At 30.5% G+C, this 23,750-nt stretch carries 25 protein-coding genes; 4 read left to right on the top strand and 21 right to left on the bottom strand.

Going from position 1 to position 23,750, the window contains the following annotated elements; translation table 11 throughout:
• Positions 1-41 precede the first annotated feature (41 nt).
• Genes AJ930_RS06300 through AJ930_RS06290 form a run of 3 tightly spaced genes read right to left on the bottom strand, consistent with a single transcriptional unit; the run spans position 42 to position 1,339 of the window.
• Positions 42-458, bottom strand: coding sequence for a hypothetical protein (locus AJ930_RS06300; protein ID WP_070275007.1), 417 nt, complete (start codon positions 456-458; stop codon positions 42-44).
• Positions 459-470: 12 nt separating this feature from the next.
• On the bottom strand, positions 471-1,103 hold the full coding sequence (locus AJ930_RS06295; protein ID WP_002885556.1) for a toxin-antitoxin system YwqK family antitoxin: 633 nt from the start codon (positions 1,101-1,103) through the stop codon (positions 471-473).
• A gap of 8 nt (positions 1,104-1,111) precedes the next feature.
• Positions 1,112-1,339, bottom strand: coding sequence for a superinfection immunity protein (locus AJ930_RS06290; RefSeq protein WP_002855619.1), 228 nt, complete (start codon positions 1,337-1,339; stop codon positions 1,112-1,114).
• Between the two features lie 168 nt (positions 1,340-1,507).
• Between AJ930_RS06290 and AJ930_RS06285 the strand changes: the two genes are divergently transcribed.
• Positions 1,508-1,717 (top strand): transcriptional regulator, encoded by a 210-nt coding sequence (locus AJ930_RS06285; protein WP_002778401.1) that lies wholly within the window; start codon positions 1,508-1,510, stop codon positions 1,715-1,717.
• Between the two features lie 60 nt (positions 1,718-1,777).
• Entirely contained in the window at positions 1,778-2,734 is a 957-nt protein-coding gene (locus tag AJ930_RS06280; protein ID WP_053872207.1) for a hypothetical protein, read from the top strand.
• Positions 2,735-2,738: 4 nt separating this feature from the next.
• Here AJ930_RS06280 and AJ930_RS06275 read toward each other — a convergent pair whose 3' ends face one another.
• Together AJ930_RS06275 and AJ930_RS06270 are read right to left on the bottom strand one after the other, a co-directional pair.
• The gene (locus AJ930_RS06275; protein ID WP_053872206.1) at positions 2,739-3,311 is read right to left on the bottom strand and encodes a YceI family protein; all 573 of its coding nucleotides are present in this window, start codon (positions 3,309-3,311) and stop codon (positions 2,739-2,741) included.
• Between the two features lie 73 nt (positions 3,312-3,384).
• Positions 3,385-3,747: an HIT family protein gene (locus AJ930_RS06270; RefSeq protein WP_044778533.1), complete on the bottom strand. Its 363-nt coding sequence runs from the start codon at positions 3,745-3,747 to the stop codon at positions 3,385-3,387.
• Positions 3,748-3,854: 107 nt separating this feature from the next.
• Here AJ930_RS06270 and AJ930_RS06265 point away from each other — a divergent pair, with 107 nt between their 5' ends.
• Complete coding sequence (locus AJ930_RS06265; RefSeq protein ID WP_002873478.1) at positions 3,855-4,559, top strand: putative metalloprotease CJM1_0395 family protein; 705 nt, start codon at positions 3,855-3,857, stop codon at positions 4,557-4,559.
• 105 nt (positions 4,560-4,664) lie between these two features.
• On the opposite strand, the gene AJ930_RS06260 is transcribed toward AJ930_RS06265, so the two are convergent.
• The 10 genes from AJ930_RS06260 to lgt all read right to left on the bottom strand — a co-directional run bounded on the left by AJ930_RS06260 (position 4,665) and on the right by lgt (position 17,330).
• Positions 4,665-5,441 carry a hypothetical protein gene (locus AJ930_RS06260; protein WP_044780460.1) on the bottom strand — a complete coding sequence of 259 codons (777 nt, stop codon included), beginning with the start codon at positions 5,439-5,441 and terminating at the stop codon, positions 4,665-4,667.
• Between the two features lie 205 nt (positions 5,442-5,646).
• The gene (locus AJ930_RS06255; RefSeq protein ID WP_070210148.1) at positions 5,647-7,368 is read right to left on the bottom strand and encodes a GMC family oxidoreductase; all 1,722 of its coding nucleotides are present in this window, start codon (positions 7,366-7,368) and stop codon (positions 5,647-5,649) included.
• Between the two features lies 1 nt (position 7,369).
• Entirely contained in the window at positions 7,370-8,098 is a 729-nt protein-coding gene (locus AJ930_RS06250; protein ID WP_002870810.1) for a gluconate 2-dehydrogenase subunit 3 family protein, read from the bottom strand.
• Between the two features lie 135 nt (positions 8,099-8,233).
• On the bottom strand, positions 8,234-8,938 hold the full coding sequence (locus tag AJ930_RS06245; RefSeq protein ID WP_002865878.1) for a tetratricopeptide repeat protein: 705 nt from the start codon (positions 8,936-8,938) through the stop codon (positions 8,234-8,236).
• A complete protein-coding gene (locus tag AJ930_RS06240) occupies positions 8,938-10,767 on the bottom strand; it encodes a dynamin family protein (RefSeq protein ID WP_070275006.1) in 1,830 nt (609 codons plus the stop codon). Before AJ930_RS06240 ends, AJ930_RS06245 begins: the two co-directional genes overlap by 1 nt.
• On the bottom strand, positions 10,757-12,943 hold the full coding sequence (locus tag AJ930_RS06235) for a dynamin family protein (protein ID WP_070275005.1): 2,187 nt from the start codon (positions 12,941-12,943) through the stop codon (positions 10,757-10,759). The genes AJ930_RS06240 and AJ930_RS06235 overlap by 11 nt, the downstream gene beginning before the upstream one ends.
• Positions 12,944-12,970: 27 nt before the next feature.
• Positions 12,971-13,696 carry a fumarate reductase iron-sulfur subunit gene (locus AJ930_RS06230; RefSeq protein ID WP_002854302.1) on the bottom strand — a complete coding sequence of 242 codons (726 nt, stop codon included), beginning with the start codon at positions 13,694-13,696 and terminating at the stop codon, positions 12,971-12,973.
• Positions 13,689-15,680: a fumarate reductase flavoprotein subunit gene (locus AJ930_RS06225; RefSeq protein ID WP_002854193.1), complete on the bottom strand. Its 1,992-nt coding sequence runs from the start codon at positions 15,678-15,680 to the stop codon at positions 13,689-13,691. Before AJ930_RS06225 ends, AJ930_RS06230 begins: the two co-directional genes overlap by 8 nt.
• Entirely contained in the window at positions 15,664-16,446 is a 783-nt protein-coding gene (locus AJ930_RS06220; protein WP_070275004.1) for a fumarate reductase cytochrome b subunit, read from the bottom strand. Before AJ930_RS06220 ends, AJ930_RS06225 begins: the two co-directional genes overlap by 17 nt.
• Positions 16,447-16,514: 68 nt before the next feature.
• The gene (gene lgt / locus AJ930_RS06215) at positions 16,515-17,330 is read right to left on the bottom strand and encodes a prolipoprotein diacylglyceryl transferase (protein ID WP_002861158.1); all 816 of its coding nucleotides are present in this window, start codon (positions 17,328-17,330) and stop codon (positions 16,515-16,517) included.
• An 89-nt stretch (positions 17,331-17,419) separates the two neighbouring features.
• Between lgt and AJ930_RS06210 the strand changes: the two genes are divergently transcribed.
• Positions 17,420-18,319: a membrane lipoprotein lipid attachment site-containing protein gene (locus AJ930_RS06210; protein WP_070275003.1), complete on the top strand. Its 900-nt coding sequence runs from the start codon at positions 17,420-17,422 to the stop codon at positions 18,317-18,319.
• Positions 18,320-18,370: 51 nt separating this feature from the next.
• On the opposite strand, the gene AJ930_RS06205 is transcribed toward AJ930_RS06210, so the two are convergent.
• Genes AJ930_RS06205 through AJ930_RS06180 form a run of 6 tightly spaced genes read right to left on the bottom strand, consistent with a single transcriptional unit; the run spans position 18,371 to position 23,750 of the window.
• Positions 18,371-19,159, bottom strand: coding sequence for a shikimate dehydrogenase (locus AJ930_RS06205; RefSeq protein ID WP_002870805.1), 789 nt, complete (start codon positions 19,157-19,159; stop codon positions 18,371-18,373).
• Positions 19,156-19,974, bottom strand: coding sequence for an SPOR domain-containing protein (locus AJ930_RS06200; RefSeq protein WP_070261165.1), 819 nt, complete (start codon positions 19,972-19,974; stop codon positions 19,156-19,158). Before AJ930_RS06200 ends, AJ930_RS06205 begins: the two co-directional genes overlap by 4 nt.
• A gap of 13 nt (positions 19,975-19,987) precedes the next feature.
• A complete protein-coding gene (locus AJ930_RS06195; RefSeq protein ID WP_002870803.1) occupies positions 19,988-20,533 on the bottom strand; it encodes a DUF1882 domain-containing protein in 546 nt (181 codons plus the stop codon).
• Positions 20,530-21,774 (bottom strand): serine hydroxymethyltransferase, encoded by a 1,245-nt coding sequence (locus AJ930_RS06190; protein WP_070261167.1) that lies wholly within the window; start codon positions 21,772-21,774, stop codon positions 20,530-20,532. Before AJ930_RS06190 ends, AJ930_RS06195 begins: the two co-directional genes overlap by 4 nt.
• Complete coding sequence (lysS, locus tag AJ930_RS06185) at positions 21,771-23,276, bottom strand: lysine--tRNA ligase (protein ID WP_070243268.1); 1,506 nt, start codon at positions 23,274-23,276, stop codon at positions 21,771-21,773. The genes AJ930_RS06190 and lysS overlap by 4 nt, the downstream gene beginning before the upstream one ends.
• Positions 23,277-23,750 (bottom strand): Fur family transcriptional regulator, encoded by a 474-nt coding sequence (locus AJ930_RS06180; RefSeq protein WP_002854230.1) that lies wholly within the window; start codon positions 23,748-23,750, stop codon positions 23,277-23,279.

Genomic DNA, 23,750 nt, shown 5'->3' with positions numbered 1-23,750 from the left:
AGTCATGAAATTAATTCTATTGACTTACTTTAATAAAAATATTATTGGAAATCTCCATTGATATAAGTTATATCTGTAATTTTCACTTGATTTATGTTAGAAACCTTATAAACAACACTCCAAAGACCTTTTCTCTGTTCCCCTTTTAAAGCAGCATTAATCGTAGCCATACAAGAATCAAAATTAAGATCAAAATTTGAAATGGAATTAATTTCGATCATATCAGTGTAATTTACCATTCCATCATGCTTAGCCATTTCTTTGAGGCCTTTTACATAATCTTCATAATCAATCCCTTGGGCTTTAAGTCCGGATAATTCATAAAGATTTTTAAAAATTTCACTAGGAATTTTTTCTTTAAGATTTGAAACAACTGCCGTATTATCACATTTGTCTAATGAGTTGGCCTGAAGCAAGACAAACCCCATTAAGAAAAATAAAATTACTTTTTTAAACATATCTAAACTCCTCTAATTTTTAGGTTTTGCTACTAAAATACCATTTTTATATTCTTCTTCTCTTACAATCTCCCCTTTTTTATATTCTCTAAAGACTCCATTTTTAAGTCCATTTTTATAATTCTCTTCGTCTTCTAAGGCGCCATTTTCATCATAACGCTTTTGCACTCCATCAAATTTACCTTTATTATCAAAATTATAATCACACATTAAAGTTCCATTTTCATAATATTCCTTGTAATTACCTTCAAATTCTGGCATACCATCTTCATTATAGCCAAGTAGTTTTCCCTTTGCTCTCATATTTCCATTCTCATAATAGCTTACAAAATCACCATATCCGCGATTATCTTTAAAATGCACCTCCTCAAGTAATTGCCCATTTCTAGAATATTCCCTGCTAATTCCATCTTTTTTTCCATTTTTATAATTTTCTTCAGCTCTTAGCTGACCATTGTCATAAAAAGCTCTTTTTAACCCATGTATTCTTGAATCTTTATTATAGGGAATTTCTTCTTTTAAATTTCCATTTGGATATTTGTTTTGCTGAACTCTAGCCACATCACTAGGTTGTCCAGGAAAATCACTTCCACAACCACTTAACAACATCGCAATTAAACTACAAATGCTTAAAAATTTTGTCATTTTTTCTCCTATTTCTCATTTTTTTCTTTAATAATAATAGTTTGCTTAAAACTTCCCGTAAAAGACCATATTAAACAAACAAGCCAAACAATAATAGTCCAACCAAAAAACAAATTTAGCAAAGAAATTATCAGCCAATTAGAATGCTTTCTGCTCAAACCAATAATAGCGGGCAACATGTATAATACAAACAATAATATTGTTACAAAAATAGACCCGCCACTTGCACCTTCCATGTAATTCTCCTTAAATAAAAATTTTATAAAAACTATTATTCCATACTATAACTTAATTAATATTGAAATATTAAATATATTTTATATAAAAGATTGAATATTTCAAGTGTTTTTAATAAAGAAATTTTAATGTAAAATTTTTTAAAGGCTAAATTTTTAAGGTAAAAAATGACAAAAAAGAGCAAGCGTGATATGGCATATGAACTAGACATTGATGTTAGCACTTTATATAATTGGAGAAAATATAAACCCAATTTATATCGTATTGTTATGCTTGGCTTTAAATTTGATGAACTTTTAGAAAATAGCAAAAAAACTCATGAAGAATTGCTTCATATAGAACAAACTATACAAGATGAGATTGCTAAATTTAAATAAAGTCCACTTTTAAGCTTTTTTCTATACAATTATCACTTTTATTAAAATCAAGGATTTGAAATGTTTTTATTAGATTTTTTAATATCATTGAGTTTTATTTTTGAAATTTCAGCACTTGTGCTATCCTTTTACTTTAAAAATTCAAAAATTTTCTTTTTGACTTTAGTATTATTAGGAGCTAAGTTACCTTATTTTTATACAAGTTTTTTTCAAGCTAATTTATTTGTCGCCTTGTTTTTACCTATGGTTTTTACCCTATTTTGCCTTGGAAAACATCATGTTTTAATTTTAAATAAAAAAAATATTGCTTCAATTACAACCCTTATTTTTATAGGCATTTTAAGTATCATTTTACCTAGAAATACTACTTTTAATAGCGCTGGTTTAGAATTTCATTTTATTGCATTAGATTTTTTTAAGCCTGTGAGTGAATTAGGATTTTTATTTTTTTTAGTCGGCTTAATACTCATTTTTATCAAAACCTTTAAAACTAAAGAATATTATCTTCTTATCGCATTTTTTACTGCGTATTTTCAATTTTTATTCCAAGAAGGAGCAGGAATAAGATATTTTGAATTTGCAAGCTTGGTTTTTTGTCTTTATCTTTTAAATTACGCTTATAGGTTAGCTTTTTTTGACACCTTAACAAAGCTACCCAATGAAAAAAGCCTTACACGCTTTACAAAAGGAAAAAACAACTATATCATTGCCTTGCTTCATTTTAATGAACTAAAAGATACCAAAGAAAGCTATACCAAACTCATTTTAAAACAAATTGCAAAAATTTTAAAACGCTTTAGAGCAAAAATTTTTATCGTAGAAAATGATTTTATTTTAATTTTTAATGATAAAAATCAAGCTTTAAATCATCTTGCTTTTTTAGAATCCACCTTGAAAAACACGGAATTTAATTTAGAAAATGAAAATTTTAAACCAGATTTTAAATTGATTTGGCAAGAAAGTGAAGAAAATTTGGATAAAAATTTACAAAGTCTAAGAGCAAGACTCTTAGACTAAAAAATTATTTTTCGTTCGCTTCAACTTCGATATTTAAATTAATATCATCACTTAAAGTAATAGTTGAAGTACTTGCTGCAAATTTAAAATCAGAGCGTTTGATTTTTCCATTTAAAGAAAAGCCTATTTTTTCTTTTCCATCTTTGCCTTTAGCTACACCGCCGATTTCAGTATCCAAAACGATATCTTTAGAAACCCCAGCCATAGTTAAAGTTCCTGTCATTTTGCCTTTTTCATTACTGATTTTTTCATATTTTTTCATTGTAAAAGTCATATCAGGATATTTTTTTGCTTTGAAAAAATCATCTTGTTGTAAGTGATTATCTCTTGTTTGATTTTCTGTATTTACAGATGCGATTTTTATAGTTGCATCAAGCTTTTTAAATTCAGCACTCACAGGATCAAAATCAATCACCGCAGAATAATCTTTGAAATTTCCTTTTACATTGCTAATTTGTAAATGTTTGATTTTAAAACCTACATCTGTATGTGCTTTATCTAAAGTATATTCTTTAGCAAACAAACCTGTGCTTAACAAAGACACCGCAACCAATGAACTTAATAAAACTTTTTTCATTTTTTTCCTTTTTTATAGTAATTTTCAATATAAAAATTTTATTAGATAAAACATAACAAATCATTAATAAAAATTAAAAAATTTTACTATTTAAAAATTTTACAAATTCTTCAAATTTAGGCAAATCAAGCTTTATTGCTTCTCTTTGCTGTTTTCCCCACATACACTCAGGAAAAAACGCATCTTCTTTAAATCTTGCCATAACATGAAAATGCACCCTTGGCACATAATTTGCAAAAGAGGCGATATTGATTTTTTCAGGTTTGTAAAATTCTATCATAGCCTTTTCACAAATTAAAATTTTTTCAAAAAGTTCCTTTTGCAACTCTAAAGGACAATCGCTAAATTCTTTATAAATTTCTTTAGTAAAAATTTTAAGCCAAGGCACTTGAGCCTCCTCTTTCTCTATATAAATCAAATCATTTTCATAAATCATTACATTCCTTTGAAATTGTATTTATGATTATTTTACAAAATTTATCAAATTTTTAAGTCAAAATGCGTTAAAATTCCTAAAAATTTAAAAAACAAAAAGGAGGATAAATGCAAATTAGTTCAAGTTATAACTCTTATGATTACTACTCTAGCAAACCTTCTTTTGATAAAACAAATCAATCTGATTCCACTCAAAAAGATGAAAAAAATCTTAGTGAAAATAAAGATGATAAAGAAAAAAATGGCGAACAAACCCAAATGGTTAATGGCGTAGAGCTAAGCCAAAAAGAAGTAGCTCAAGTTCGCGAACTCCAAAGTATCGATAGAAATGTAAAGGCTCATGAAGCTGCGCATCAAGCAGCGGGCGGCGGCTTAGCAGGTGCTGCAAGTTTTACTTATACAAGAGGCCCTGATAATCAAATGTATGCTACAGCGGGTGAAGTTCCTATCAGCATGCAAAAAGGAAACACACCAGAAGAAACTATAGCCAATGCAAGACAAATTGCAGCAGCAGCTATGGCTCCTGCTGATCCTAGCCCGCAAGATTATAAAGTTGCAGCAAATGCTACAAAAATGGAATTTGAAGCAAGAGCTGAAGCAATGAAGCTTAAAGCCGAAGAAGCCGAAGAAAAAGAAGAAGAAAATAAAGAAAAAGATGACAAAAATTCAGAAAATAGCCTAGAAAAAACAGATAAAGATTCAAAAAACAACGATAAAAATTCAAATTTTGATAAAGACTTTAAAAATTTTGTCGCTAGAACTTATCAACAAAACTCACAAAATAACGACATTAAATTCAGCATCGCATCTTAAAATTCTTAATTTAAATAAAAAATTTCCTTATGAAAACGATGACTTGAATTTGTATGTTAAAATATTTAACATTTTTTCTTTTTTATAATTTAAATTTTTGCATTTTCAAGCTTTTATATCTATAATTTTTGCCGAAGTGTTTTGAGAAAGAAATTTATTAAATTCTCCTGCATCATCATCACTAAATTTCATACCAAAAAGAAGTTCTAATTCTTTAGCCTTATTAAAACTATTTTCTAAAAGCTTTTTTAAGAATTCGCTGCTTATATTATTATCTTTATAAGTTTCTTTGTTTTTGCTTTCGCCTTGAATGGCTTTGAAGGGTTTTTCATCTGGGTTTTGACCATTTTCGTTGCTTTCTTGGGTAGAATTTGAGCTTTGTTGTTTATTTAAAAACCTATCTATCTCTTCTTGAGTAAGTGGTTTAACATCAAGTGCGTCAATAAATCGTTTTTTTCTTTCATCTTTTTCAGCAACCCATATTCTTGCGAATTCACTCGCACTTGTAAGAGTTTTTAGAAGATTGGCTTCGCGTATTCTGGCAATCTTATCTCTTGGAATAAATTCAATATTATCAATGTCATACGCTCCGTTAAGAATTTCCCATTCCTCTTCAGTTAATTTATCTTTTCGCATTCGCTCAAGCAAGGAATTTTCAACTTCTTTAACATCTGGGTCTCCATTATAGCCGTATTTGTTCGCATATTCTTCACTAAGCATTTCTCCAAAATATTTTTGCACAAAATCTTCCCAATAAGCATCTTCTTCACTTTTTGGCTCATCTTTTTTAGTATAAGTATATTCATTATTTTCATCTTTTTTAATGCTTAAAGCATTATTTGGATAATTGATATTAGGATAGTGAGAATTAAAATTTACCATAGAAAACCCTTTTTTTATGATATTTTATTAAAATAATCTTGGATTCCAACCACCAAGAGCAGACTCCATTTGCCTTTTTGTATAATTGTAGCTCGAATAAGAATTTATACCATTAATCATTTTTGCCTTCCTTGATATTATACTATATCGGAAGAAAATTAAAAATTTATAATCTTGAGAGTTTTCAAAAACTCTCAAGTTATTATCAAGCTAAGCTTTTTCCACTTTTATGATATTTTAAAATACCTTCAGCACAGCGATAAGCCAAAGCTCCCACAGTATCAGTTGGATTATATCCACTATTGTGTTGGAAATTTCCTGCTCCTACAACAAAAAGATTATCCGCATCCCAGTGTTGTAAATAAGTATTAACCACACTAGTTTCTCTATCTGCACCCATGGTTGTTCCACCTGTGTTATGAGTAGATTGATAAGGCACAACGCTATAATCCTTAAGATAAGCACCTTTTTTGATTGATTTTACTCCTTGCATTCTTTTTGCTACCTCAGCTGTTTTATCTGTGATAAATTTATGCAAAGCTCTATCTTGATCGGTGAAATTATAAGTTAAGCGTAAAAGTGGCATACCAAAAGCATCTTTATAAGTTGGATCAAGACTTAAATAATTATTCTTATGAGGCAAAGAAGCACCTTGTCCTGCTACGGTAATAGCTCTTGTGAAATTATAGTTTAATGCTTTTTTAAATTCAGCACCCCAAGTTGGAGCTCCTGCTGGAAGTGGGGCTGATTGTATAGGGCGAGTTCCAAGCTGAACGCTATAAATCATAGCTCCATGAAGGAATTTTTCCTTAGAATGATCAAAATTATCTCCGTTAAAATCATCACTCGTAGTTCCTAAAGCACCTGAACCCATGAAGGTGTTAAATTGCTCATCAAAGAAAGCTGTTGTACCCATATTCATTTGGTAACAATAATTTCTACCTAAAGTTCCTTTACCTGTTTTTGGATCGTATTGCTCACCTATGTTGCTTACCATTAAAAGCTTAGCATTGTTAAACATATAACTTGTAAGTACAACTATATCAGCAGGCTGGATATACTCTTTCATCGTTCTAGTATCGACAAATTTTACCCCTGTTACTTTTCCGTCTTTTTTAAGAATTTGCGTTACATTACTATAAGTGCGTATGGTGTATTTGCCTGTGCTCATAGCCTTTGGAATTACTGTGTTTAAAGGACTTGCTTTTGCGCCATACTCACAACCAAAACGCTCACAATACGCACAGTATTGACAAGGAGCTAAATCTTGACCATCAGGGTTTGTATAGCCACCTTTAGAATTTGAAGCTGGCAAACGATAAGTGTGTAAATTTGAACTTTTTGCTGCACTTTCAAATCGTTTAAGCATTTTAGTATTTTCAAGAGGTTCTTGTGGATAAGGACTAGATCTAAAAGCTCCCATTTTTTCTGCTAAAGGATTTGGCTCACCTGATACCCCACAGGTTTTTTCAAATTTATCATAATAAGGCTCCATATCCTTATAAGTCACACCCCAATCTTGCAAGGTATAATCATTACCTAATTTATTACCATATCTTTGTTTGCTTAGGGTTTGAATTTCAAAGTCATAAGGCATAAACCTAAAAGTCCAACCATTCCAATGCACCCCTGCACCGCCAACATTATTACCCAATAAAAACGAACCCATTTTACGATAAGGCAAGGCTAAACCACTAGGATCATGGCGAAAAGTCACAGTGTCTTTCGAGCAATCTTGCATCAAACCATAATTAATCCCATATCTCCACTCATCATGGATAAAATTAAAATTTTCAGTACTTTGCATATGTCCGCGTTCTAAACTAAGTACATTCAAACCTGCTTTAGTAAGCTCTGCAGCCACTATACCTCCAGTCCATCCTGCTCCAACTGTTACCACATCTACTTTTTTTAATACTTCAGCCATTTTAACTCTCCATATCTGCTAAACCCATAGGTTCAATGTTAAAAAATTCATCACTTGCAATTTTATCCACATAGCTCATTTGTGCGCCTGGATATTGCATCATTCTCCAACCATTTTTATTATCATTTCCGCCATAAATTGGATCAGCTAAAACTCCAGCTACTGTCATATCTCTTAAAAGTGTGAAAAAATAAGAAGATTTAAAACCTGTAGTTTGAATTTTTCCTTTTTCAAAATCGCTTAAAATTTTATCCTGATCTCCACCTTTAAGCAAAGAAAAAGATTTTTTATAACGCTTTTGAGCATTTTCTTCAAGAGCATGCACGCCTTCTAAAAAAATATCTTTGCGTTGCATAGGAGTTTGATAGCCTTGTTCAGCTTTACCCTCCATGAAAGGCCCTTGCATATATTCTCTATCATTATAACCATAAGCACTAGCTAGCTGATTATCGATAAAATAAGGCACGCCTAAACCTATAGCTCCTTCTCCTTGCTCATCTTTAGGATAAATTCTTTCACAGGCTGCACTTAAGGTATCAAATTCAGTTTGAGTTTGAAAAAACATTCTACCTCTAACTTTATTTGATTTCCCTTGTGAAGCTTGATGCGAATGCGTAAGTTCTGCTGCCTTTAAAACAGCACCGCCACCTATAGTGCTAGCTGCTACTACAGAACCACCTAGAAGCCCTAGTTTAAAAAAGCTTCTGCGATCAATAATATTGTCTTGCATTACTTCTCCTTGATAATAATTTAAACAAGACTATATTAGTCCTATTAATATAAATTTAACTTTAAAAAGCGATAAATTTTGTGTTATTCTTAATTTTATTTAAGTATATCTTTGAAAGTAATGAAAATAGAACTTTTAATAAAGCTCTATATCTTTAGAATTAAGTTCTTTATAAGCTGCGCAAGCTTCTTGATGTTTTTGATCGCAAGCCATTCCAAAATATCTTTTTGCCTTTGTTAGATCTTGTTTTTCTAGTTGATTATAGCGTCCTAACAAATAACAAGCCTCACCAAAACCTAAAGTGCAAGATTTAGAATAAAAAGCAAGAGCAGATTTTACACTTGCTTTAACAAGTTCTCCTTTATCATATAAAGATCCTAACTGATAACAAGCTCTTGCATTTTTTAAGTCACAAGATCTTTTATAAAAACTTGAGGCCATTTGTCCATCTTTTTCTTTTTCATAAAATAAAGCTATATTATTACAACTTAACGATTCTCCTAAAGTGCAAGCTTTATTAAAAGCCAAAAGAGCTTCATTTTTATAACCTTGATTTTGCAAAAGCAAAGCCATATTAGAACACGCATTTGCTAAACCCAATTTACAAGCTTTATCATAAAATTTATAAGCTTGATTTAAATCTTTGCTCACACCCTTAGCACTCTCATGCATAAAAGCTAAAGAAAAACAAGCTTTAGAAATATCTTTTTCACAAAGATTCTTAAAAATTTCATAAGCTTTATCAAATTTATTTGCCTCGTAAAGTTTTAAACCCTCTTCTAATTCACTTAATGCAAATAATGAATTAAAAAATAAAAATAAAGCTAAAAATATTCTCATTAATCTTCCTTTATATTTTCTCTAACATTTAAAATCTGTGCTCTTCTTTTTTGAAGTTCTGCTTTTTTAAGATCTAAAAATTTATTTTTTTCTTGGATTAAATTTTGAATTTGTTCTAAAAAATTTTTTGCAATTTTTGTCAAAATAGGCTTATTAATAAGCAAAGCTTCAAACTCATAAACATTTAATTCATTTAAAACTCTTTCATAAATTTCACTTTTTTTGGGATAAAAAAGTACAAATTCAGAACTATCAAGCTCATAAAGAACACGGCTTTCATTGATTTTACGACTAAAAAATGCAAGGCTTAGTTTCGTAGCATTTTCATAATTTGTAAAAGCCTTAAGATTTAATTTTTCAAAAAATAAATCAAGCTCTAAAATACTTCTAAATAAAAGCTCCTTAAAATCTTTCAAAAAGTACTCATCACTTGCATTGCAAAAAGCTCTTAATTCACTAAAATTTTTATCACTTTGGAAAATGTGATCTTTTTGTATGTTTGAAAATTCTGCTTTAAAAAGCAAAATTTCTCTCTCAAGTATGTTTATAAAGTCTTTTAATTTCATCTTGATTTTTTCAAAAGATTTATAAAGTTCATTTTTGATTTTTTTAAACTCTTTACTCATCACATCACTATTATAAAACATCGCCAAAAAAGCATCGTCACTTGAAATATAAGGCGCTTTATAATCATATCTTGTGTATAAATCTTTCTTTAAAAATCCTTTGCTTTCTTTGTAAAAATAAGCATCTTTTTCCTTAACACTTGCAAAAATTTCACTAGAAATTCTTTCGCTAATGCTTTTAAGCTGTTCTAAAATCTGATGGTTTAAAATTTCAATCTCTTTTAAAAAATTTTCATACGCTAAAAGTAAATGCTTTTCATAACTTTGAAATTGATTTAATAAACGATCAAAAATACCTACAAAAAGTTGGTTTTCATCTTCTAAAATTTCGCATAAATTTAAAATTTTTCTTTTAACAAATTTTTCTTTTAAAGCTGTTGTATCTAGCTGAGTTAAAAAATCAAGTAAAGATTGAAAATTAGATTTTTCATAGCTTTGCCCATCTTTAGCTTCTTTACAAGAAATGGCAATAAGCTTATCAAAATATTTTAAAAATACACTTTTTGCATAATTTAAAACATTATCTAGCTCTTCTGTGTTTAATTTATCTTTTTGATTTAATACACAAATGCTATTTTCTCCTAAAAGTTCTAAATTTGCTTTTATGGCATCTTCTTCGCTTTTTTTACCTGCATTATCAATCAAACTTAACCAAATCGCCCCATGAATATTTTTAAGCTCATCAAGAGTTGTTAAAGTATCATTTTCATTTGCATTTAAACCTGGAGTATCTACAAGAGTAATTTTTTCAAGTAAAGGAATGGGTGCAAAAATATGCAAACTTTTTGCTTGTTTTACTTCATTTCTTTGATCCGTATAAAAGGCTAATTTTTCTATATTTGTGATAATATCACTTCCATCTTCAAATTCTACTCTTAAAAAATATTCTTTTGCATAGCGTAAAAAAGTAGGTTTAAAAGTAACAGGAACAACACCCGTAGGCAAACAATCACACCCCAAGATCAAATTTAGCAAACTTGATTTACCACTTGAAAACTGTCCTATAATAGCAATATTAACATTCTTATCTAAAGAAAACACAAGCTCTTTTAATTCATTTTCTAAAGCATAACTTGCGTGCATAAAAGGCTCATTAAGTTCCTTACAAAGCTCTTGAATACGACCTTTAAAACTATCATCAAAACTCACACTATAAGTATTTTCATAGGCTTTTATAAAATCATTTAAAAGATTAATCTGCATTTAAAAGCCCCATTTCAAGTTGTTTTAATTTTTCAATTTTTTCTAAATTTTCTTCAAAAGAATTTAAAATATTAATATCTTGATTTTTCAGACTCTGTAAAACTTTTTCAAGACTTTCTAATTTTGATTTTTGATTTTTTTCATAATATTTTAATTTATCATTTAAAAACTCAAAAAATACTCCATTGATATTTAAAGAATTTAAAATTTCGCTCATTTTAAATTCTTTAAAAGTATCAAAAATAACCGTATCTAAATTCGTTTCAAGCTCATATAAATCTGATTTTAGATTGCTTAATTTTTCAATTTTCAATCTTAAAAGTGCAAATTTTTCGCTTTGAAAAATACTATCTATATTTTTTGAAATTCCATCTTTAAAACCTTCAAAACCATTGTCAAAATCATCTTTTAAAAAATCATATTTTAAAGATAAATTTGTTTTAAGCTCCTCGATTTTTTTAATATTTTCAAATTTAATTTCTCTTAAAATATCATTAATCCCATCTTTTGTGGTAATATCAACTATATTTAAAATACGAGAAAGATTAAGCTTTTGTGCATTATTTTTCAAATATTTAAACTCATCTATCAAGCGTTCTTTTAATTTTTTAGCCAAAAGTAAAACAAGATTATCTATGCCACTATCTATATTTTTAAGTTTTGCAATGGAATTTGAAATTTCATCTTGTGCTTCTTTTAATAAGGTGTTTTGCTTTTGAAGTTCAAGTAAAAGCTTTTGATTTTCTTCACTTACACCTTGTTTATTCTCCTTAATAAGACGATTTTGCATTTCATATTCGCTTAGAATATTTTTAAGCTCTAAATGCAATTCTTTTTTGTAAGCTCTTAAGGCAATCTTACTTTTTTCTCCTGCATAAAGCTCGTTAAAAAGATAGTTTTCAACTTCTTGCATACCACTTTTTTGCAAGCTTTCATTAGATGCTAAACCTTTATAAAAATCACTTGCCATTTTAGCGCTCACACATAAAAAATCAATCTTTTCCACTAAATTTTCATCTAAATCCACAAGTCTTGATTTTAAGCTTTCCTTGGTATAAACAATGACTTCTTCTAAATCCTTTTTGCTTAACAAATCCGCTTTAGTTAAAACAATTAAAAACTTACTCAGCCTTGAGTTTAAAAGACAATGCACCAAAAAGTCTGCATCTTTTTGAGTTAAGCTTTGAGAAGCATTCATTAAATGAATTAAAAAATCACTTTCTTTAAGATACTCATTTGTAACAATTTCTCTTTGAACTACAACATCATCAAGTCCTGGAGTATCAACTATGGAAATATTATTTTTTAAAAAATCTAAATGACTTTTAATTTCTATTTTTTTAATTAAAGCTGAAATTTTATTTTTAGCTGAACTGAAATTTTTAAGCTCACAAAGTGCGATATTTTGTATTAAAGGTTTATCTTTGATAAAATCCTCTATATTTACACTCTTATCCAGCTTGTCAATAAATTCTTTTAAATCTGCATTAAAGTGCGAACTTTCAAGTATATTTTGCCATTCTTTCTTATCCCAAAAATATATCTTTGCTTCTTCACTCTTATCATAGCTTAATACTGTTAAATTAGCTGTTTCAGGTATGTTTGAAACCCCTAAAAAATCTTCTTTTAAAAGAGCATTTAAAAGACTTGATTTTCCTGCATTCATCACGCCAGTGATGGCTATATTAAACTCTAAATTTTGAAATTTTTCCAAAGTTTTTTGAAGTCTTGATTTTAAATTTTCATCAAAACTTAGCTTTTGAAGCTCTAAATTAATGGTGTTTAATTCTTTAAAATCATTTTGAAATAAAGCTTTTTGATCTATACTTTGAACTTTTTCTTGTGAAATAAAATCAAATATTTCGGTATTTTTCGAAATTTTTTCTAAAATTTTTAGAGCCTTAAGTAAATCTTGCTTTGAAATAAAACCTGATTTAAAAAGATTTAAAATACAAATTTGAGCATTTTGTATACTAAAAATATCCACTCTTAAATCAATTTTTTTGCAAAGCTCTTGAAATTCTTTTAAGAGAAAATATCTTTCATAATTGTCTTTATTGACACTTAAAATAATCGCGCACTCGGCCGTATCAAGTTTGTTTTTATCTTGAAATTTAGCATCAAAATTTAAAAATTGGAGTTCATTTTGCCAAATTTTTTGGAATAATTCTTTCATAATCTTCCCCTTAAAAAGGGGAAAGATTTATTTATTTCTTTGAGCGACAAGTTGTCTTCTCATGTAAGCAATTTTACTTTGCAAAGGTAATTCTTTAGGGCAATTATCTTCACAAGCAAGCAATGACATACAACCAAAAACACCATCATCATCGCCCACTAATTCATAAAAATCTTCCACACTTCTATGGTCATGCGGATCTTGTAAATATCTAGCTGTTCTTAAAAGCCCTGTAGCAGCTATGAAATTTGGGCGCATAAGTTTAGTTGCACAAGAAGCTACACAAATTCCACACTCTATACAACGATCAAGTTCAAAAGTTTCATCCGCAACTTCTGGCTCAATGCGTTCTTCAAGTTTAGAAATATCAGTTTCTTTTTCATTATGCACCCAGCTTTCAACACGCTTACACATGTCTTCAAACCACTCGCCTGTATTCACGCTTAAATCTTTAATATGCCTAAATGCAGGCATAGGCATAAGCTCTATCACTCCATCAGGATAATCTTTAGTCAAAGTTTTACAAGCAAGTTTTGGCACTCCATTAATCATCATTGCACAAGATCCGCAAATCCCTGCACGACAAACAAAGTCAAAACTCAGATCTGCATCCATTTTTTCACGGATCAAAGTCAAACATACAAAAACCGTCATAAAAGGAGTTTCTTCAAGCTCATAAGTCACAAAATGTGGTTTAGAAATTTTGCTTAAAGGATTGTATTTAAATGCCTTTATTGTCAATTTTCTACTCATAATCAACTCCTATTCTTTGGTTTGGTGCTTTATATTTAGCTTGCAATTCATAAGGCATTAAGGCGTTTTGAATTTCATAACGACCTTTGCCTTCAGCTTCCATTTTTTCACGGATAGCATCCACTTCAGCTTGGCGTTTTTCACTTAAAGGATTTTCTATAATATTTCCTTTAGCACCGTATCCACGGAATGCTGGTGGAATTTCCATTTTCATAATATCAAGCTCTTCGTATTCTATGCGTGGTAAGGTTTCGCCTTCTACCCAAAAAGTATTGGTTCTTTTCATCCAATTTAAATCATCTCTTTTTGGATAATCTTCCCTATAATGCGCCCCACGACTTTCTGTTCTTAAAAGCGCTCCATAAGCTACGCAAAGTGCTATTTTTAACATTCTTGGCACTCTATACGCTTCTTCAAGCTCTGGATTTGCACAATCAAGTTCTTTACAATGTACTTTAACGTCTTGAGAATCTTTATAAAGTTTTTCAAGTTCATCTACTGCTTCTTTCAAACCTTCACCTGTTCTAAAGATGGCCACCTTATCCCACATGATTTCTTTCATTCTGTTTTTGATTTCAAAAACATTATGTTTACCTTCTTTATCTACTAAAGATTTTAAATATTGATACTCTTTAGTTAAGAAGTCTTTTACTACATTTGTGTCAATTACTTCACCATTATTTTTACAATAATCTGCAAAATAATCTCCCACTATCATACCTGCTACAACAGTTTCAGCACATGAATTTCCACCTAAACGATTAAATCCGTGCATATCCCAGCAAGCTGCTTCTCCACAAGCAAAAAGTCCGTTTAACCATTGACTTTCACCCGTTGGTTTAGTTCTAATTCCACCCATAGAATAATGCTGCATTGGAAGAACTGGCGCCCAACCTTTTGGACCCTCATCTGCTGGATCAATACCATTAAAAGTTTTACAAATATCTTGTACATCGCGGAGATTTTTTTCCACATGAGCTCTTCCAAGTATAGAAATATCAAGCCATAAATGATCCCCATAAGGGCTTTTTACACCTTTGCCTTTACGAATATGTTCCATCATTCTACGACTTACCACATCACGGCTTGCAAGTTCTTTTTTCTCTGGTTCATAATCAGGCATAAAACGATATCCATCCACATCGCGTAAAATTCCACCATCACCACGACAGCCCTCAGTAAGCAAAATACCGCTTGGCACAATAGGAGTTGGATGAAATTGCACTGCTTCCATATTTGAAAGTCTGCAAAGCCCTGTTTCAAGAGCGATGGCTGCACCCGTTCCTTCGCAAATTACCGCATTTGTAGTTTGTTTATAAATTCTACCATAGCCCCCTGTTGCTATCATGGTTCCTCTTGCAATATAAGCAATGAGTTGTCCATTAGTTAAATCTCTAGCAATTACACCTAAGCATTTTTTACCATCATGGATGATTCTTACCGCTTCCATTCTATCGATGATCTTTACTTGGTGCTTAATGGCTTCATTTGCTACACCATAAAGCATACAATGCCCTGTTGCATCTGCGATATAGCAAGTTCTCCATTTTTTAGTTCCACCAAAATCTCTAGCATTAATAAGCCCGTGCGCTTCTTCTTTTTCTTCAATCACAGTTTTTTGTGCATTGATTACAACAGTTCTTGGACCTTTAGTAACTCTAGTCCAAGGCACACCCCAAGCCGCAAGCTCACGCACTGCTTTTGGCGCAGTTTGAGCAAACATTCTTGCTACTTCTTGATCACAGCCCCAATCACTTCCTTTTACTGTATCTGCAAAGTGAAGATCTTCATTATCACCCTCACCTTTTGCCCCATTTGCTAAACTTGCCTGCATACCTCCTTGCACCGCTGCAGAGTGAGAACGCTTCACTGGACAAATACTTAAAAGTGTTACACTTTGACCACTCTTTGCTACTTCAATAGCCGCTCTAAGACCTGCTAATCCTCCGCCTATTACTAAAGCATCACTATATTGTATATTCATAATTTGCTCCATTGTAGTTTTTTATCATCGCAGTAGTTTGGGTTTGATTTTGGTAGTTTTCATAACCTATTTTTATAAATGCTGCAAGACTTAACACACCTAAAACTAGGAAGAAAATACTGATTATCCATTTAACAGTTTTAAGCTTTTTGCGACTTTCTTTTACATTTTTTCCTTCAAACCAACCCCATTTAACACAAAGTCTATAAAGCCCTATACTTCCATGAAGTTCAACACAGACTAAAAGAACAGCATAAAAAAGCCACATAAAATGACTTACAACCCTATCTCCTGACATATCGCCGCTGATTTTATCTGCATTGGTTACAATAAAAATAAGATGAGCAGAACCTAAGAAAAACATAATAAAACCTGTAAAAGCTTGAACCCACCATAACGAAGTATCGCTGTGATTCATTTTTTTACTGTGTGTTCTTAGTATTTGATACTGACGGTAATTAATAGGAAATTTTCTCATTGCAAGTAAAGCATGAACGAAAAAAACCACTAAAACACAGGCGGCTAAAAATGAAGTAAGATAACTCATAACAGGATTATCGTAAACAAATTTTAATTCTAAAAAATGCACTACAGAATTAAAAAAATCCTCACTGACTAAAATTGTAGAAACAAAAAGCATATGCACCCACATAAAAAGACCTAAAAAAAGCCCTGAAGCACTTTGGATAAAGTCTAATTTCGCAGGCATTTTACTTTTTTTGCCCTCAATGCTCTTACCCAAATAACCTTCGATAAGCTCACGCATCTTTACTCCTTTGTAAAAAGAAATTAAAAAAATCCATTTCATTATATTACAAAAGTCTTTAAGATAGATTAAATATTTACTTTTTTAAACTTTATACAAATATAAACTAACAAAGTTGTTATAAACATTATAAAACTTAAAATTTGTCCCATACTCATACCCCATAAAACAAAACCTATACCAAAATCAGGCTCGCGATAAAATTCACATATAAATCTTGCCAATGAATAAGCACCAGCATACACAAGAATCAATTCCCCTTGAAAGCTTTGCTTAAATCTTGCTAAATAAACTATAATAAAAACAACAATACCTTCTAAAAATGCTTCATAAAGTTGCGATGGATGGCGCAATACTCCATCAACATAAATTCCCCAAGGCACATTTGTAATGCGACCAAAAAGCTCTTGATTTAAAAAATTTCCTATACGACCAAAAACATAAGCCAATGGAACACTTAAAGCAACCAAATCAAGAAAAATCCAAGGATTTGTTTTATATTTTTTACAAAACAATAAAGTAGCTATCAAAAATCCTATAATTGCTCCATGATAACTCATACCTCGAATACCTACAAATTCACCATTAATATAAGGATTAAAAATTTGCCAAGGATGAGTAATATAATACATAGTATTTGCATCATAAATCAAAATATATCCAAGCCTTGCACCTAAAATAACCCCTATTTCAACCCATATAAAATAACTATCCAAATGTTTTTCATTAATGTCTAGTTGAAATTTTCTTACAAAAAATTTAGCCAAAAGCAAAGCCAAAAGCAAAGCTATAACATACATAATGCCATACCAATGCACCTTTAAACCAAAGATGCTAAAAGCTATAACATTAAAATTTGAATAAATATGCTGCCAAAATTCCATATATCTTTCCTAATTTTCTTTTATAAAAATATAACAAAAAAACTTTAACTTGCTATAATTAACACAAACACATTAAATAAAGGTAAAAAATGAAAAAATATATTTTACTTGCTAGTAGTATGTTAATTTTAGCAGCTTGTGGAGGCACAAGTAGTAATTTTGTCAATGTTTCTATGCCAAATTTTAAACCCCAAGTTCCAACAAAGGTTGAACCTATTGATTCTGGAGTAAGCATTGCTCTTGAGCCTATTAATATAGAACAAAATAACAATTATTCTGATTATTTTGAAAATTCAGTGCTTAAAATTCGAATGGAAAAGGAAATTGATCTTTTAAAACAAAATTTAGAAGAGCAGATCAAAACCATCGCTCAACTAAAAGGCTATAAAATAGTTACTACTAATCCAGACTACACTCTTAAAAGTTCAATCAGTATTTATACGGAAGAAAAAAATGCACAAAAAACAAGCAATTTTATGAGTGGAGATTATGTAAAATCCAATTTAGGTATAAATTTTAAAGGTAAAATAGATTTTATAGATGCACACAATCCACAAAATTCAACCAATCTTTCAAGCAGCACCAAACTGGATTCTTTAGTTGCGCTTAACTATCCTATTAAAAATGATGATGGGGTTAATATGTTTAAAACTACTATCTCCACCGTACCAACTCAACTCAATAAAGGTTTGGAGCAACCTGCTTTTGAAATTGATAAAAGTATTTTAGCTTTTTATAAAAATACATTAAATACACTTTATAACAATCTTCCAAAAGCAACAGACATAGGCAAAACTATACCTAATACAAACAGTAGTTTTAATAGTTTTGATGGCAATGCTACCTTTGAAGAAAGCTTACCTCAAACAAATTTTAATCAAAATAATACAATTGAAAACACACCTACGCAAAATATTCCTACAAATCCGTCTTCAACAAATCAAAATAATCAAAGTAAAAATCAAGATGGGGTAGAAATATTTGAATGATAAAACTTGTGAGAAAATTAAATTTTCTCATACAAAAAAATAACTATCATTCTACTTTAAAATCAATGCTTGTTGCATTGCATTTTTTATCATCTCTCTTTTATCTTGTATTTCAAAAAAAAGCTCAAAAGCAAAAACCCCTTGCCATAAAAGCATATCAAGTCCATCTTTAATTTTTAAATGATACTCTTTACACAATCTATAAAAAGGTGTTTCTCTGCCATAAATTACCTCAAAAGCAAATTTAGCTTTAGGTAAAATTCTACCTAAAAGCTCCCTATCACAAGGTAAATTTTCATCTTTTAATCCAGCAGAAGTTGAATTTATAACCAAATCAAAATCAAAATCTTGCAAGTCTTTATAAAGATAAGTTCGATAAGCTAAAAAATCTTTAAATCTTTCTTTGCTGCGATTAGCTATATACACCTCTATGCCTTTTTGTTTTAATGTATAAGCAAGTGCCAAAGCTGTACCTCCAGCACCTAAAATCAAAGCTTTTTTTATATTATCAAAATCCTTAATAGCTTCTAAAAAACCTAAAGCATCAGTATTGTAAGCGTAAATTTTGTCTTCTTTTAAGCATAAAGTATTTGCAGAGCCAATATTTCTAGCAAAATCATCCTTCACATCAGCAATATCTAAAGCTTTTTCCTTAAAAGGCAAAGTAATATTAGCTCCACTAAGTCCTAATTTAAAAAAATCTTCTCTTAAACAGTTAGCATTTCTTAAATGATAGCGTGTATAAATACTATCAAGCCCTAAGGCTTTAATAGCATTATTATGCATTCTAGGCGATTTAGAGTGAGAAATAGGATCGCCTATAACTGCTAAAAATTTCATTTTAAAGTAAAAGAAAAAGCATCTTTTGCAATATCCTTACGGATTTTAGCAAGTTCTACTGCAATATTTGCCTTTTCAAATGGTCCTATTAAAACCTTAGTAATTTCTTTACCTCCAACTGTAGTTTTATAAAGTTTATAATCATAACCTTTTTGTTTTACAGAAGCAAGTTCTTTTGATTTTTGATCCAAATTACTTACTGAGAAAATTTGCACATAAATACCCGATGCTAAACCACTTGGATGTACAGGTTTAGCATCAACATTTTTAAATAAATCATTTGCATTTTGTTCTTTTTTAGGAGTTTGTTTTGTGCTTTCTGTTTGTTTTTTTACTTCTTCTTTAGGTTTTGCAGTTTGTTTTACTTCTTGTTTGGGAGCACTTGCTTGCGGAGTGGTATTTTCTGAAGTAGTTGCTGTTGGTTCTGCTGGAACTTCTTGATCAGGCATAGCAAAATTTGTAGTATCATTGTTATTTGAACTAGAGGTTGTTGTATTTTGAGTTGTATTTTGTTCATCTTGAAATTGTTTTCTTAATGCCTCAAATTGATCTTCTGCTGAAGTATTATCTGTAATTGGCATACTTTCAAAAGAAGTATCATTGTTATTGTCTTGAGTTGCTATAGGTTCACTTGGTAATACACTTTGATTTTGCGTATTTTCATCACCACTACCATTAATAAGTTTCATAACTATCATGATAGCTAAAAACAAAATAACTAAAGCAATAACTCGTAAAAGAATTTTTTTTACTTTTTCACTTTTATTACTTTTTTCTAAAATAATATCATCAAATTCATTTTTTTGATTTTCCATAATTTGTCCTTTCTTACATGTGCTTAGACCAAGAACTTCCTCGTTCTTTTTGATAAACCTCATAAGGCAATATTAAAATATTAAATTCCCTAGGTACATCCATACTAGGAAACACCTTCCATTCTACTGGCATTTTACTTGCAAACATCATTGAAAGTTTAGACGCTAAAGAATAACCTTCGTTTAACGCCGTGTGTCCTTTGTGAATATAAAGATGTAAATGTCCTGGAGTTTTAGTCTTATAGGCTGTGAAATTTATAAAACCTTCTTCTCTTAAAATAAGTTGTGCACGGTGATAAAATCTTTCAGCATTAAAACCATTATAATCAAAGACAATATTTTCTACTTTATTATCTTTTGTTATTAAATCATGAGCGACAACAATTTTTTTAGCAGCGTGTTCTCTCATGACATTTAAATTTAAAGGAGCATCAACTCTTTCAAATTTATCAAAAAATAAGCGACCTCTATGTGTAGTTTTATTTACAATTTTATCGCGTCTTATATAATAATGATCGCCAATTATTTTAATTAGCGACATATCCATTGGTGAAATCAAAACATAGCCCTTTCATAAATAATAAAATTACTTGCAAGTTTTTTTAATTCTTGTTTAATATTCTCTTGTAATTTTTCATTATTAATATCATCTAAAATATCTGCAATATAATTTGACACAGTTTCCATTTCTTTTTCTTTAAAACCTCTGGCAGTAAGGGCTGGAGTTCCAAGTCTTAATCCACTTGTGATAAAAGGACTTCTAATCTCTCCTGGAACGGTATTTTTATTTGCAGTAATACCTGCATTTCCAAGAGCTAAATCTGCATCTTTTCCACTAAATTCACGATCTAAAAAACTCATTAAAACAAGGTGATTATCTGTTCCATCGCTAACAAGTTTAAATTTTCTATCCATTAAAACATTAGCTAAAACCTGAGCATTGGTTCTTACTTGTTTTGCATAAACTTTCCACTCATCGCTAAGATTAAATTTAAATCCTACTGCTTTTGCAGCAATTACATGCATCAAAGGACCACCTTGAATACCTGGAAAAATCGCAGAATTAATTTTTTTAGCAAGCTCTTCATCATTTGTCATAATAATACCACCTCTTGGACCACGCAAAGTTTTATGTGTAGTTGAGCTTACTACATGAGCGTGCGGAAAAGGACTTGGATGCTCCCCTGCTACAACAAGGCCTGCAATATGAGCTATGTCAGCAAAAAGATAAGCACCTATTTCATCGGCAATTTCTCTAAATTTAGCAAAATCAATCACTCTTGCATAAGCACTAGCTCCACAAACTATAAGTTTTGGCTTTTCTTTTTTAGCAATTTCTCTTACTTTTTCATAATCAATTCTTCCATCAAGTTCTACACCGTAAAAACAACTTTCGTACATTTTACCTGAAGAACTTACTTTTGCGCCATGAGTTAAATGTCCACCATGACTTAAATCCATTCCTAAAATTTTATCACCTGGATTAATCAAAGCCGCATAAACACCTTGATTAGCTTGAGAACCCGAATTAGGCTGAACATTAGCAAATTTGCAATTAAAAAGTTTTTTACATCTTTCAATGGCTAGAGTTTCAATCTCATCAACAAATTCACAACCACCATAATATCTTTTACTCGGATAACCTTCTGCGTATTTATTTGTCAAGATACTTCCCATAACTTCCATTACTTCAGGTAAAGTGAAATTTTCACTCGCTATCATTTCAAGACCTTCACATTGACGCTCTAACTCTTTGTTTGTTAAATCAAAAATTTCTTTATCAAACATTTCTAAACTCATTCCTTCTCCTTTAGTTCTGATTTTAATGGACGCATTGCAGGAAACAATATCACATCTCGAATAGATTTTTTGTTTGTCAAAAGCATAACAAGTCTATCTATGCCTATGCCCTGCCCTGCCGTTGGGGGCATTCCATAACCCAAAGCATTTACAAAATCTTCATCCATTTCACAAGCCTCTTCATCGCCTGCATTTTTAGCTTCAATTTGTTTTAAAAATCTCTCATATTGATCAAGAGGATCATTAAGCTCATTAAAACCATTTGCCAATTCTCTTCCACAAATAAACAACTCAAATCTCTCAGCAATCTGAGAATCCTCATCACTACGTCTTGATAAAGGACTTATGGAAATAGGAAAATCAATCACAAAAGTAGGATTGATCAATTTTTCTTCCACATAATTGTCAAAAAGTTCAGCTTGTAAATGTCCAAGTTCAAGCTTTTCATTCGCTTCAAAACCATCTGCTTTTAATTTAGTAAGAATTTTTTCCTTATCTTCGATTAAATCCCTATCTAAACCACCATACTTACAAAGTGCATCTTTATAGGTTATTCTTTCAAAAGGTTTGGAAAAATCTATCATTTTTCCATCAAATTCTATTGTTTTTCCTAAATTAAGTTTATCCAAAAGTAAAGCAAAAAGTTCTTCAGTTAAATCCATTAAATCTTTATAATTATGATAAGCCCAATAAAATTCTATAGTTGTAAATTCGGGATTATGAGTTAAATCCATACCTTCGTTTCTAAAACAACGATTGATTTCAAAAACCGCCTCAAAACCACCCACTATAAGTCTTTTAAGATAAAGTTCTGGAGCAATTCTTAAAAATCTTTCTACACCTAAAGAATTATGAAAAGTTATAAAAGGCTTAGCGTTTGCTCCACCTGCAATCGGATGCATCATAGGAGTTTCTACTTCTAAAAAGCCTTTATTTTCAAAAAAATGACGAATCAAACTCACCACTTTAGAACGCACTAAAAAATCTTTTCTAACTTCTGCATTCATTATCATATCAACATAACGTTTGCGATATCTTTGCTCAATATCTGTTAATCCATGATATTTTTCAGGTAAAGGAACAATAGCTTTTGTAGCGAGTTTTACTTTGCTTGCATGCAAACTAAACTCACCTGTTTTAGTTACAAAAGGAAAACCTTTAACCAAAACAATATCACCCACCTCTAAATTCTTTTTTAAAATCGTATAAAGTTCTTCACCTACGCTATCTCTACTAAAATAAATTTGTAAATTTGTATCCTCATCTTCAATGTTTGCAAAAATCGATTTCCCAGCTATACGCAAAAGTTTCAAACGTCCTGCAACAACAGCATTGACACTTTCATCTCTTTTTTCAATTTGCTCTAAAATATAAGAAAATTTATCCTTAAAAGTCTTTAAAGACATTTCTTTTTCTAAAAAATGAGGATAAGGATTAATCCCTAATTTTTTTAACTCTTTAGCTTTTTCTATTCTTTGCTGCTCTAAAATATTATCAAACATTTATATTTTTACCTTTGCTTTTTGATTATTACAATCGCCACAAACACCATAAAGCTGCATCAAATGCCCTGTAAGTTTAAAACCATGTTCTTTTGCAATCAAGGCTTGCTGTCTTTCTATAATAGGATTTTCGAACTCTATAATTTTTCCGCAATTTTTACATATCATATGATCATGATGAGGTTTATTGGCAAGCTCATATTTTTTACCTGCTGAACCAAAAGAAATGGAAGTTACCATTTCTGCTTCTTCAAGCAAATTTAAAGTACGATAAACAGTTGCAATTCCTACATTTAAATCAGGTTCAGCTTGTTTGATTTCCATATATAAACTTTCGGGCGTGTAATGAGTATCACTGTGATAAAGGGTTTTTAAAAGCACTTCTCTTTGCTTGGTATATTTAAGTCCGCCTTGTCTTAATATTTTTTTAAATCTCTCAAGTAAAACATCATATTCCACATTTTCTATCAGCAT

It is taken from the genome of Campylobacter sp. BCW_6871, assembly GCF_001762325.1.
Classification (GTDB): Bacteria; Campylobacterota; Campylobacteria; order Campylobacterales; family Campylobacteraceae; genus Campylobacter_D; species Campylobacter_D jejuni.
Note: the sequence above shows the minus strand (reverse complement) of the source record. Positions and strands in the feature narration are given on the sequence as shown.

Bases quoted from the DNA above. Each gene is read 5' to 3' on its own strand.
- AJ930_RS06300 (WP_070275007.1), bottom strand. From the start codon at position 458: ATGTTTAAAAAAGTAATTTTATTTTTCTTAATGGGGTTTGTCTTGCTT.
- AJ930_RS06295 (WP_002885556.1), bottom strand. From the start codon at position 1,103: ATGACAAAATTTTTAAGCATTTGTAGTTTAATTGCGATGTTGTTAAGT.
- AJ930_RS06290 (WP_002855619.1), bottom strand. From the start codon at position 1,339: ATGGAAGGTGCAAGTGGCGGGTCTATTTTTGTAACAATATTATTGTTT.
- AJ930_RS06285 (WP_002778401.1), top strand. From the start codon at position 1,508: ATGACAAAAAAGAGCAAGCGTGATATGGCATATGAACTAGACATTGAT.
- AJ930_RS06280 (WP_053872207.1), top strand. From the start codon at position 1,778: ATGTTTTTATTAGATTTTTTAATATCATTGAGTTTTATTTTTGAAATT.
- AJ930_RS06275 (WP_053872206.1), bottom strand. From the start codon at position 3,311: ATGAAAAAAGTTTTATTAAGTTCATTGGTTGCGGTGTCTTTGTTAAGC.
- AJ930_RS06270 (WP_044778533.1), bottom strand. From the start codon at position 3,747: ATGATTTATGAAAATGATTTGATTTATATAGAGAAAGAGGAGGCTCAA.
- AJ930_RS06265 (WP_002873478.1), top strand. From the start codon at position 3,855: ATGCAAATTAGTTCAAGTTATAACTCTTATGATTACTACTCTAGCAAA.
- AJ930_RS06260 (WP_044780460.1), bottom strand. From the start codon at position 5,441: ATGGTAAATTTTAATTCTCACTATCCTAATATCAATTATCCAAATAAT.
- AJ930_RS06255 (WP_070210148.1), bottom strand. From the start codon at position 7,368: ATGGCTGAAGTATTAAAAAAAGTAGATGTGGTAACAGTTGGAGCAGGA.
- AJ930_RS06250 (WP_002870810.1), bottom strand. From the start codon at position 8,098: ATGCAAGACAATATTATTGATCGCAGAAGCTTTTTTAAACTAGGGCTT.
- AJ930_RS06245 (WP_002865878.1), bottom strand. From the start codon at position 8,938: ATGAGAATATTTTTAGCTTTATTTTTATTTTTTAATTCATTATTTGCA.
- AJ930_RS06240 (WP_070275006.1), bottom strand. From the start codon at position 10,767: ATGCAGATTAATCTTTTAAATGATTTTATAAAAGCCTATGAAAATACT.
- AJ930_RS06235 (WP_070275005.1), bottom strand. From the start codon at position 12,943: ATGAAAGAATTATTCCAAAAAATTTGGCAAAATGAACTCCAATTTTTA.
- AJ930_RS06230 (WP_002854302.1), bottom strand. From the start codon at position 13,696: ATGAGTAGAAAATTGACAATAAAGGCATTTAAATACAATCCTTTAAGC.
- AJ930_RS06225 (WP_002854193.1), bottom strand. From the start codon at position 15,680: ATGAATATACAATATAGTGATGCTTTAGTAATAGGCGGAGGATTAGCA.
- AJ930_RS06220 (WP_070275004.1), bottom strand. From the start codon at position 16,446: ATGCGTGAGCTTATCGAAGGTTATTTGGGTAAGAGCATTGAGGGCAAA.
- lgt (WP_002861158.1), bottom strand. From the start codon at position 17,330: ATGGAATTTTGGCAGCATATTTATTCAAATTTTAATGTTATAGCTTTT.
- AJ930_RS06210 (WP_070275003.1), top strand. From the start codon at position 17,420: ATGAAAAAATATATTTTACTTGCTAGTAGTATGTTAATTTTAGCAGCT.
- AJ930_RS06205 (WP_002870805.1), bottom strand. From the start codon at position 19,159: ATGAAATTTTTAGCAGTTATAGGCGATCCTATTTCTCACTCTAAATCG.
- AJ930_RS06200 (WP_070261165.1), bottom strand. From the start codon at position 19,974: ATGGAAAATCAAAAAAATGAATTTGATGATATTATTTTAGAAAAAAGT.
- AJ930_RS06190 (WP_070261167.1), bottom strand. From the start codon at position 21,774: ATGAGTTTAGAAATGTTTGATAAAGAAATTTTTGATTTAACAAACAAA.
- lysS (WP_070243268.1), bottom strand. From the start codon at position 23,276: ATGTTTGATAATATTTTAGAGCAGCAAAGAATAGAAAAAGCTAAAGAG.
- AJ930_RS06180 (WP_002854230.1), bottom strand. From the start codon at position 23,750: ATGCTGATAGAAAATGTGGAATATGATGTTTTACTTGAGAGATTTAAA.